This is a genomic window from Candidatus Sordicultor fermentans (genome assembly GCF_012728195.1).
Taxonomy (GTDB): Bacteria; Atribacterota; Atribacteria; order Atribacterales; family Caldatribacteriaceae; genus Sordicultor; species Sordicultor fermentans.
This window is the reverse complement of record NZ_JAAYFP010000143.1, coordinates 1-9667: the sequence shown is the minus strand read 5'-3', so window position 1 is coordinate 9667 and position 9667 is coordinate 1. Positions and strand designations below refer to the sequence as shown.

Annotated in this window: 8 protein-coding genes; 6 read left to right on the top strand and 2 right to left on the bottom strand. The window is 40.7% G+C overall.

The annotated features are described in order from the left end of the window. Positions 1-172 precede the first annotated feature (172 nt). Positions 173-919 carry a protein-L-isoaspartate(D-aspartate) O-methyltransferase gene (locus tag GXZ17_RS07590; RefSeq protein ID WP_409376689.1) on the bottom strand — a complete coding sequence of 249 codons (747 nt, stop codon included), beginning with the start codon at positions 917-919 and terminating at the stop codon, positions 173-175. Positions 920-1071: 152 nt separating this feature from the next. Between GXZ17_RS07590 and GXZ17_RS07585 the strand changes: the two genes are divergently transcribed. Then, positions 1072-1560 (top strand): ribonuclease H-like YkuK family protein, encoded by a 489-nt coding sequence (locus GXZ17_RS07585; protein ID WP_409376688.1) that lies wholly within the window; start codon positions 1072-1074, stop codon positions 1558-1560. Between the two features lie 78 nt (positions 1561-1638). Here GXZ17_RS07585 and GXZ17_RS07580 read toward each other — a convergent pair whose 3' ends face one another. After that, positions 1639-2709 carry a mannose-1-phosphate guanylyltransferase gene (locus GXZ17_RS07580; protein WP_409376687.1) on the bottom strand — a complete coding sequence of 357 codons (1071 nt, stop codon included), beginning with the start codon at positions 2707-2709 and terminating at the stop codon, positions 1639-1641. Positions 2710-3692: 983 nt separating this feature from the next. On the opposite strand from GXZ17_RS07580, the gene GXZ17_RS07575 reads away from it, so the two are divergent. The 5 genes from GXZ17_RS07575 to GXZ17_RS07555 all read left to right on the top strand — a co-directional run. Beyond that, positions 3693-4541: a carbohydrate ABC transporter permease gene (locus tag GXZ17_RS07575; RefSeq protein WP_409376686.1), complete on the top strand. Its 849-nt coding sequence runs from the start codon at positions 3693-3695 to the stop codon at positions 4539-4541. A gap of 22 nt (positions 4542-4563) precedes the next feature. Further along, positions 4564-5415, top strand: coding sequence for a carbohydrate ABC transporter permease (locus GXZ17_RS07570; RefSeq protein WP_409376685.1), 852 nt, complete (start codon positions 4564-4566; stop codon positions 5413-5415). Positions 5416-5553: 138 nt separating this feature from the next. Continuing rightward, on the top strand, positions 5554-6942 hold the full coding sequence (locus GXZ17_RS07565; protein WP_409376684.1) for an ABC transporter substrate-binding protein: 1389 nt from the start codon (positions 5554-5556) through the stop codon (positions 6940-6942). A 161-nt stretch (positions 6943-7103) separates the two neighbouring features. Then, a complete protein-coding gene (locus tag GXZ17_RS07560) occupies positions 7104-8168 on the top strand; it encodes an alcohol dehydrogenase catalytic domain-containing protein (RefSeq protein WP_409376690.1) in 1065 nt (354 codons plus the stop codon). 706 nt (positions 8169-8874) lie between these two features. Further along, on the top strand, positions 8875-9667 hold a 793-nt coding region (locus tag GXZ17_RS07555; RefSeq protein WP_409376683.1), incomplete at its 3' end, for a transposase.

The window sequence follows — 9667 nt, the reverse complement described above, 5'->3', positions numbered from 1 at the left end:
GTTTAGATATTTTTTGCTTGATTTCTGCCTGTAGCTTTTCTGTTCCTTTATGCTTGGGTATTGTTGCTAACATTTCTTCCAGAGCTTTAAACTTTTCTTCCGGCGTTTTAGCGCTTCGGTAACGGGCTTCTGCTTCCCGGTATTGAGGAGTTAAATTGGCTGGCAACTTCTCTCACTCTCCCTGAAATTCCCGGGTTAAGGGGACAAATCTTACTGCTCCTAAGTCTCGAGTAGTAATGCCATCTCTGGTTTTTTCCACTACCCATAGACTTTGTATACTCCAGGGAGGACCTACCGGGATAACCATTTTCCCACCCTCTTTCAGCTGGCTGAGGAGAGGTGGGGGAAGATGGTCTACTGCACAGGTTACTATTATTCGATCAAAAGGTGCTTCTTCTTCCCAGCCTAAATATCCATCTCCCTGTTTCACTATTACGTTATCATAGCTTAACTCTTTTAATTTTTCCTCCGCCTTTTCAGCTAAATCTTTAATTATCTCTATAGTATAAACCTGACATCCCATCCGGGCTAAAATAGCAGCTTGATACCCTGAACCCGTTCCCACTTCCAGCACTTTACATCCGGGCACAATTTGTAGATTTTCGGTCATCAAAGCGACAATATAAGGCTGTGAGATAGTCTGTCCGTATCCAATGGGAAGAGGGGTGTCATCGTAGGCTTGATTTTGCAAGTTTTCAGGAACAAACTCGTGACGGGGCACCTCTCGCATGGCTTTGAGAACCAGAGGGTCTTTAACCCCTCTTTTTTCAATTTGTTGCTCCACCATTCCGATGCACTTCTCTTCCCACGATTCTCTAAAAACAGAGTTATTTTTGTTTTCCAGGCTTCTGCTTCGGAGGTAGAAAATAGAAGAAATACCCACTATTAAAATTACCACTACCCAGAGATACTTTTTCATATTCGTTATTCCTGATATTAAAAATTTCTGATTTAATTTTAACCTTAATTAAGGAAAATAGTAAGCAAAAATATACTTTTAGTGATAAAATAAGTGAAATAAAACTAAAGACGAGGTGAGTTAAAGACCGCGATTTAGCAATTTCTCAAGATTTGTACTTTCATAGTCCCACTCAGGGCCGCCTGAGTTTCAAAGAAGCAGTTATTTCCATTCTCAATTTTATAAGGGAAGAGCCCCAATTTCATTATCGATTGATCATTGGAACTGATTCTCGAGAGACAGATGATTCTCCACCAGCGCAGCTGTTTGTTACTGCCATTGTTATCCACAGGGTAGGCTGGGGAGCGAGATATTTCTGGCGGAGAACTCGTACTCATAGCTTATACACCATACGAGACAGGATTTACCAGGAAGCACTCCTATCTTTGCAAATTTCTCAGAAATTGATGGATTTCCTGGATTCTTTTCCTGATAATCATCTTTCCAACTATAATGTGGAAATTCATGTAGATGTAGGAAATAACGGTCCCACTCGTAGTTTGATTAAAGAAATAGTAGGAATGATAGAAGGTATGGGATTTGTAGCTAAAGTTAAGCCGGATTCTTTTGGGGCTTCTCGGGTGGCTCATCGCCATACTTAAAGTAAGTGATTGACTTTCATCTGAGTACGGCATAGCGCGAAAGGTAAGGCGGAGGGGGAATAGAGTTTATTATCTAAACTAAAGAAGCTTTTTGAACTCTTCTTGCCTTTTTAGAGCTTCAATTACCGACCGCACTCTCTGGTTGTGACTTTTGGGCATAAGAAAAATTACATCATCAGCTTCCACCACTACTAAGTTTTTTACGCCCAGAGTTACTACTGGCTTTCTGGTCCAGATGATGCAATTTTGGGTGTCAATTCCCAGATGTTTATTTAAAACAACATTTCCCTGTTCGTCTTTTTCCAGAATCTCTTCCAAGGCTACCCAGGAACCTACATCACTCCATTTCATATCGGCAGGGATGACCAGAGCCCGGTCAGTTTTTTCCATTACTCCATAATCTATGGAGATGCTTTCTAAATTTTTGAAGACTTTGCTCGCCACTTCTTTTTCTTGGGGAGTACCTATTTTTTCTTTTATCTTCATAAGCCCCCGGTATAAATCAGGCATATATTTTTCTATCTCTTCTAAAATGACTTTGGCTTTCCACACAAATATCCCGCTATTCCACAAATACGTTCCTTCTTTCAGATATTTTCTGGCAGTTTCAAGGTCTGGTTTTTCGGTAAAATTTAAAACTTTAAATGCTTCCATTTCTCCTTCCTTTTGGTGGGATTCTCCATAGTGAATATATCCATAACCGGTGTTAGGATAAAGGGGGGTAATACCTAAGGTGACCAGAAAGTCATCACTTGCCAGACGACAGGCAAAACGGATTAACTTCTGAAAAGTTCTTTCATCTCCTATAAAGTGGTCGGCAGGGAGAACTATCATTATCTCTTCGGGACTTTTTAAAGTGCTGATTATGACCGCCGCAAGACCGATACAGGGAGCGGTATTTTTGCCCTGAGGTTCTATTATAACGTTGGAGGGAGGGATAAAAGGAGCCTGTTTTAGAGCCAGTTCCTTATATTTTTTTTGAGTTACTACGTAAATATTTTCTGCTCCTACTACTGGTGTTATTCGGTCTACTGTGGCTCGAAAAAAACTATTCCCTTTCCAGGAAACAAACTGCTTGGGACGATAGCTTCGGCTCAAGGGCCACAGCCTCTCTCCTCGTCCCCCCGCCATAACCACTGCTACTGTCATTTTATCACCTTCTTTCTTATATTGTATCAAAACAATCCAGGTTATTCTCATTTTATTATATGTTATTGCAGATACTGCAAGGCTACGCGTTATCTCTTCTGTTTCTTTTGAGTGACGTTCGGGAGAGATCTTTAAAAATAAATACATCTTTACTTTATCTGAGTCGGGTGTTTTATTATAGCAAGGTACATTAGCCTAAGAGATGTCTAATACCCAGGATGAGAGCTTTTGTCTGGATAGGGTATTACTGATTTCTCATCTTCAGATGTTCAATAGCTATCAGAGCTCCCAGCCTATGATATTATGAACTACTGGGAAACTGGAGAAAGTAGTATCCAAACCGGCAGAAATGGAAGAACCCGCGCATTTGACAATATCTTTATAGAGATACTTCACGAATCTCCGAGAAGCTTGCTTAAGAGAGACCAGAAACGAACAGGATGAAACTTCTGTCTTGATATCGGGAGTCGGTCTTATTATGTTTTCTCATACTACTGCTCCCGATTTAATTATCTCCATAAAAGCTTATAAGATTTCTTTAATAGTAGTATAGGAAAAATGATATTACTGTGCGACTGACTATGTCACACATAGAGAAGAATGTAACACAAAGAGGAGGAACCACCGCGGTTTTTTGCAGTTAGCTATAAAAGCATGAGGAGAAGAATTTTCAAACGGTCTTCGCGACCTTGACAATGTGGTTAGTTGTATTATACTAAACAAGGAGGTGGCTGGGAGAAAAGGAGAAAAGGCTTCCAAAGTAGTTTATTGCTTTGGAAGCCTTTTTGTTTAAGCAAACAAAAAAGGAAGGTGGTATCGAGAAAATTATTGAAAATTATTATTAGTTAAGGGAAAAGGTACTACTCAGCAACAATAAACTATGGGAAGGACTATCAATTCCTTTGCTTTTTGACATTAATTTTTACCGTTAAAGATCAAAGGATTTGAATATAAGAATTGAATAGGAGGTGAGAAAACCTTAAATGCGGCACGTCCTCTATTATTTTTTGCTGGCTCTCTTGGTGATAGTATTTGTTTTTCCCATGTACTGGACGTTCACTCTTTCCTTAAAAACTCACAGTGATATTGTTTCGCCGGTGCCAAAGTTCGTTTTCAAGCCTACTTTAATGAATTATCGCGGTCTTTTTACAGGCGAGACTGGAACTACCTCTTTGCCTGCTTCGAAACCTGATTTTCCCCGTTACTTTTTGAACAGCTTCATCTTAAGTGGTATGAGTACTCTCCTGGCTATTATTATAGGGGTTCCGGCAGCTTATGTTTTGGTTCGAGGTAAATTTAAAGAGGAATCTACTCGGGAAAGTATAGCTTTTACCTTGTTGAGTTTTTGGTTTGGTCCCGAAATTGCTATTGCTTTACCTCTTTATCGGATTTACCAGTCTATAGGGCTTCTTGATAATTACTTAGGTCTTATTCTCATTTACCAGCTTATTGGAATCCCATTTGTGGTTTGGATGAGTAGAAGCTATTTCATGGATATTCCAATATCAGTTGAAGAGGCGGCTTTGATCGATGGAGCCAGCCCCTGGCAGACTTTTAGGAGGGTTAGCCTACCTCTGGCCAAAGGGGGACTGGCGGCTACGGCTCTTCTTACTTTTATTTTCTGCTGGAATAACTTTGTTTTTGCCCTGGTGGTGGGTGGCCAGAATACTATGCCGGTAACTACCGGTTCTTTAGGATTTATCAGATATGAGGCCGTTCTTTGGGGTCAAATGGCAGCAGCCATCATTGTTTCTGCTATTCCAGAGATAATTTTGGCCTTATTGGTCCAGAAGCATATTGTTCGTGGTCTAACCTTTGGTTCAGTTAAGTGAAAGATTAAAAGGGAGAAACGGAATGAGCAAACTTTTTCTTCTACCGGCCATATTAGTTCCTATCTTAATCGGAGTGATTCCTTTTTTCTTGGGGGTGGGGCTTTCTTTCACCGATTGGAGTATGACTACTCCTCATATAAGCTTTATAGGTCTGGAAAATTATTTTTACCTTTTTCAAGACGGGAATTTTTGGAACGCGGTTTTAGTTTCTTTTCAGTACGTGATTTTGGCAGTTACTATCGAAATGCTTTTAGGTAGCTTAGTAGCCTACATTTTAAGTAAAAATACCAGGGGTCAATGGTTTTTTAGATCAATTATTGTTATCCCATTGACGGTTGCCCCAGTTCTCTCTGCTCTAATGTGGAAGCTTATGTTGTCTACCGATGGAGGTGTAGTTAACTATCTTTTGGGGTTCATAGGTATTGAACCCATTGCCTGGTTGGCAAATCCCTCTGTTGCTTTGTTTTCTCTGGCTATGATTGATGCTTATATCTATACTCCGTTTGTAGCATTAATCATCTTTGCTGGTATTCAAAGCCTTCCTCAAGAACCATATGAAGCTGCTCTGGTAGATGGGGCTGGTGCCTGGCATACTTTTATTTATATAACCTGGCCTTTGCTTAGACCCTTAGTTTTAGTGTCTTTAATGTTTAGATTAATTCTGTCGTTTAAGGTATTTGACATTATTTATGCTACAACGGCTGGGGGTCCTGGTAACTCGACTACTAATCTTCACCTTTGGACTTATCTGAACGCTTTTAGATATGGGGATATGGCGTACGCCATGTGTGTAGCTACTATTTTGTTTGTAATAATTTATATTTTAAGTCGGTTTTTTGTCAATTTGTGGCAAAAAAGTATTTCTTATATGTGATGTTTTTGTGGAAGGCGGAAGGAGGTGAATAGCGCAAAATCCGATAGTTAATTTGCAGAATTCGTAAAATTGGTTTTTGGTTTAGCCAGTGTGGGAGATTTGGCAATTAACTCTTTGACGAGAAGGAGGTAAGTGGGAATGCTTAGTCGGAGTCACAGATTAATGTTATTAATTGGAGTTTTGGTGTGTTCTTTATTTTTAACTTCGTTATCTTTTGGTGAAGTAACCTTAGACCAATCAGTTTTTGAAAAGGCTAATATTGATTGGCGTCAGTTTGAAGGAGAAACTATAAACTTGTTGCTTTGCAAACACCCTATGGCTTCCACCTTTTTGGAATTAATAGACGAGTTTGAAGCACTAACCGGAATAAAAGTGGAGGCTTTGTCATTACCTGAACAACAATTTTTTGAAAGGCAGACCATTGTTTTGACCAGCAGTTCCCCCGAATTTGATATTGTGATGACTTCTCCCATGTTAAATTGGAAATTTATACCAGGTGGTTACTTAGAGCCGTTGGATCAGTATCTAAATAATCCGGAGTTGACTGATCTGGATTTTTACGATATGGATGACTTTGTAGAAATGGCAATCGAAGCTAGCCGAGTGATGGATAATTTGTATGCTATTCCTGCTCAGCTTGAAGCATATGCTCTCTACTATCGCACAGATCTTTTCTCTAAGTATGGTATCAAAGTTCCTGAAACTTTAGATGAAATATATGAAGCTGCTCAAAAACTTGATGAAGGTTTTAAGAATGATGGTATTACTAGTATTTTGCCCTTCTCAGTAAGAGGAGTTAAAGGTGCTGGTACCATTAACTCTGCTTATTTAACTCTCTTTTCTTCTTATGGAGGAAGAGATTTTGATGAAGAAGGGAACCCTGCTATTTATAGTGAACCAGTGGTAGAAATGACTGATCTCTGGATAAAGCTTATCCGGGATTTTGGACCGCGAGATTGGCCAACCCTTGATTGGTACGATGTAAAGGATGCTTTTGCTTCAGGTAGCGTGGCGATGTTGATTGATGCTGACCATTGGGGTGGCGAACTTTCTGATCCAGCATTCTGTTCTGTTTCGGAAGACTGGGCAGTAGCTTTAGCCCCGAGGGGTCCTGAAGGAATTAAATCTAACATTTGGGCATGGTCAGTAGGCATGAATGCTGCATCAAATCATAAAGGAGCTGCGTGGCTTTTCCTGGAATGGGCAACTAGTAAACCGGTTATGCTCATAGCCTCTTCTGAGTATAACAATTTTACCCCTACCCGTTATTCGGCCTGGAACGATCCTGTTATCGTGGAGAGAACTTCCAAATGGGGTAATGGTACTTGCCGAGAAGTAGTAACTCAAAATCTGGAAAAGTACGCCGCTTTAAGATGGACTCCTAATCCTAATGCTTTTACCTTGAGCGAAGTGTGGATGGAGATGCTTCATAATGTTTGGAGTGGGAGCATGACAGCTGATGAGGCTTTAAAACAAGTTAACCAGAGAGCCCAAAGATTAGCTCCTCCCAAGGAGTGGCTTAAATAGTAGTTATTGAATTGGGACGGAAATAGCATTAATACATAATACCACTGCCGGCTGCGGTTTTGGCCCGGCAGTGGTATTATATTGATACAATATAATTCTAGTAAAGAAGGGAGGTACTATAATTGAGCAAAGTTCAAACTCTGGGTGATATTCCTAAAAAAATGAAAGCAGTGGTTAACTATGCACCAGGAGATTTCCGGTTAGAGGAAGTGGATGTACCCCAAATCGGGGAAGGAGAAGTACTTCTTCGAGTTGGAGGTTGTGGTATATGTGCCGGAGATACAAAAACTTTTCATGGAGCTCCTCGTATTTGGGGAGGTGATGGTCAACCAGCTTATATTTCTACTCCAGTAATCCCCGGTCATGAGTTTTATGGGCAAGTAGTAGCCCTGGGTGAAGGTGCAGGAGAAAAGTATGGTCTGAAATTGGGAGATTGGGCGGTTTCGGAACAGATTATTCCCTGCGGTAAATGTCGTTATTGCCTGCGAGGGCAATACTGGATGTGTGAAGTACACAATATTTATGGATTTCAAAAAGGAATAGCTGATGGAGGATTCGCTGAATATATCCGTCTTCCTAAAACTGCTATAAATTATAAGCTCCCTGATGATTTTCCTCTAAAGTTGGGTCCTTATGTAGAGCCATTAGGGTGCGCTATCCACGCTGTAGAGCGAGCCGATATCCAGCTGGAGGATTTTGTGGTAATTGCTGGTCTCGGTACTCTGGGCTTGGGTATGCTTCAGACAGCTCGACTGAAAAACCCCTCCATGTTGGTAGCTATTGATCTTAAACCTAAAAGATTGGATTTAGCTAAGCGCTTAGGTGCTGATTTAGTTCTCAACCCCGCAGAAGAAGATGTGGTGGAGCGAGTTAAAGACTTGACCGATGGTTATGGTTGTGATGTGTATATTCATGCAAGCGGCAGCCCCAAGGGAGTAATTCAGGGGTTATCTATGATTAGAAAGTTAGGTAGATATGTGGAGTTCAGCGTATTTAATGAGCCTACCACAGTGGACTGGAGCATTATTGGTGACGTAAAAGAGTTGGATATTAGAGGGGCTCATCTATCTCCTTATACTTATCCTCTGGCTATCAAATTTTTAGCGGATGGAACGGTAAAAGCCGATGAAATCATAACTCATGAATTTCCTCTTGCTGAATTCAAAAAAGCAATGGAGGTAGCCGAAAAAGGTGAAGATGCTATAAAGGTAGTACTAAAGCCTTAAGTGATTAGCTTAACCGGGTACTATTCAAAAACATAAAAAGGTGGAGGCATTTCCACCTTTTTATGTTTTTGTGTGCCTGGATGGGGGCGATAGTTCGAAGGGCTGCTATGGGATAGCGGTAGCTATAACGTTCCGGACAAGATGCCCAAAAGTGACCTCCACCGTATCTGAATGGTAGTTCTCAGGAAGAAAACTGGGAAGCTCCTGATTTTTTCTCTCATTCAGTAGCAGACTAAGTATTCTGAGGTAGTTGAGTTTCCCGGAGACCGGAAAGTGCTGCTTGCATTCTTAGCACCTTCTAACTATCAATCTAGTGGGGTTCTATCAGATTGAAAAGCGGAAACGCTGTAATTATAGGTTCCTATTCATTATGTGGGAGGGGAGTTTTCTCCCTTTTTTATAGTTCAAGATGGATGGAGAGAATTGGGCAGGTTTTCTGGATAAAAAGGCGATGGAAGGCGTAAAATTCATTGATGGAATTTGAGAAGGGGATGCTTATCTCGGGTTATCCACAAAAGTTGCGTATGTTATTATAGGATCATAAGAAGATAAGAGGTGAGGATGGACTACAAAATTTTGCCTACTAAGGCTCTCTGTCAACTGTCACCTCACCTCTTTTCCCTCCTTTAAGCTAAGTAGGAAGTTATTGGAAATTAAGAGATACGCAAATGCTAAAGGAGGGAAAAAGAAAGGAGGAGAAATTAAAATGGCTTTAGCTTCTCAGGAATTAGCCACTCTATCTTCACCGAGGGAGAAAGCGGCAGCAGGAATAGATCCTGCTCGATACTCTATTCAAATAGCCCTACTTTCCCCCTCCAAAGAGCATTATAACACTACTTTCCCAGTTTGTGCTAATACAGTAGAGGAATTGGAAAATATACTTCCTAAAGATATACCTGTTGTAGCTGAAGGTTTTGGTACTACCTCTCGTATTTTCTTCCTGGATCTCTCTCAAAAGGGATACACTCTCTGGGAATTAAATCCTGCTCTGGGAAAACACCTACGTATTCTGGAAAAAGAAGCTCATACAGATTCTCTGGATGCTCGAAGTATTGCTCGAGCTGGTCTTTATTTCCCTGACCGCCTTTCTCCCATATGTCTTAAGGAAGAAAGAGAAGCTCTTACTTCTCTCCTGCGGATGAGAAAAGAAATAGTAAAGGAGTTAACCGCAGATTGGAACCGTCTGCATGCTTTGTTGAGTGAAAGCTATGGTCACTGGTATGATAAACTGAAAAAGAAAGTCCATACCAAAAAAGGGAGAGCTTTCTTCAAAAAATATCCTTCTATCAATGCTTTCTGCCAGGATAAAGGAAAAGAGGAAAGTTTTTCTCCTTCCCTCACCCAGGAAGAAAAGGAGGGTCTTCTTTCCCAGAAGCCCTGGGCTTCCAAGATCTATCTGGAGAGTTTGGAATGGCAGATTCGCTTTCTTTTGGAGAAAATTGAACTCTTGGAAGGAAAGAAACGGGAATTGGGGAAAAAGATTGAGCAGTATCTCAAAG

What these genes read in the sequence shown, in the direction of transcription:
- GXZ17_RS07590 (WP_409376689.1), bottom strand. Translation starts at nt 919, where the DNA reads ATGAAAAAGTATCTCTGGGTAGTGGTAATTTTAATAGTGGGTATTTCT.
- GXZ17_RS07580 (WP_409376687.1), bottom strand. Translation starts at nt 2,709, where the DNA reads ATGACAGTAGCAGTGGTTATGGCGGGGGGACGAGGAGAGAGGCTGTGG.
- GXZ17_RS07575 (WP_409376686.1), top strand. Translation starts at nt 3,693, where the DNA reads ATGCGGCACGTCCTCTATTATTTTTTGCTGGCTCTCTTGGTGATAGTA.
- GXZ17_RS07570 (WP_409376685.1), top strand. Translation starts at nt 4,564, where the DNA reads ATGAGCAAACTTTTTCTTCTACCGGCCATATTAGTTCCTATCTTAATC.
- GXZ17_RS07565 (WP_409376684.1), top strand. Translation starts at nt 5,554, where the DNA reads ATGCTTAGTCGGAGTCACAGATTAATGTTATTAATTGGAGTTTTGGTG.
- GXZ17_RS07560 (WP_409376690.1), top strand. Translation starts at nt 7,104, where the DNA reads ATGAAAGCAGTGGTTAACTATGCACCAGGAGATTTCCGGTTAGAGGAA.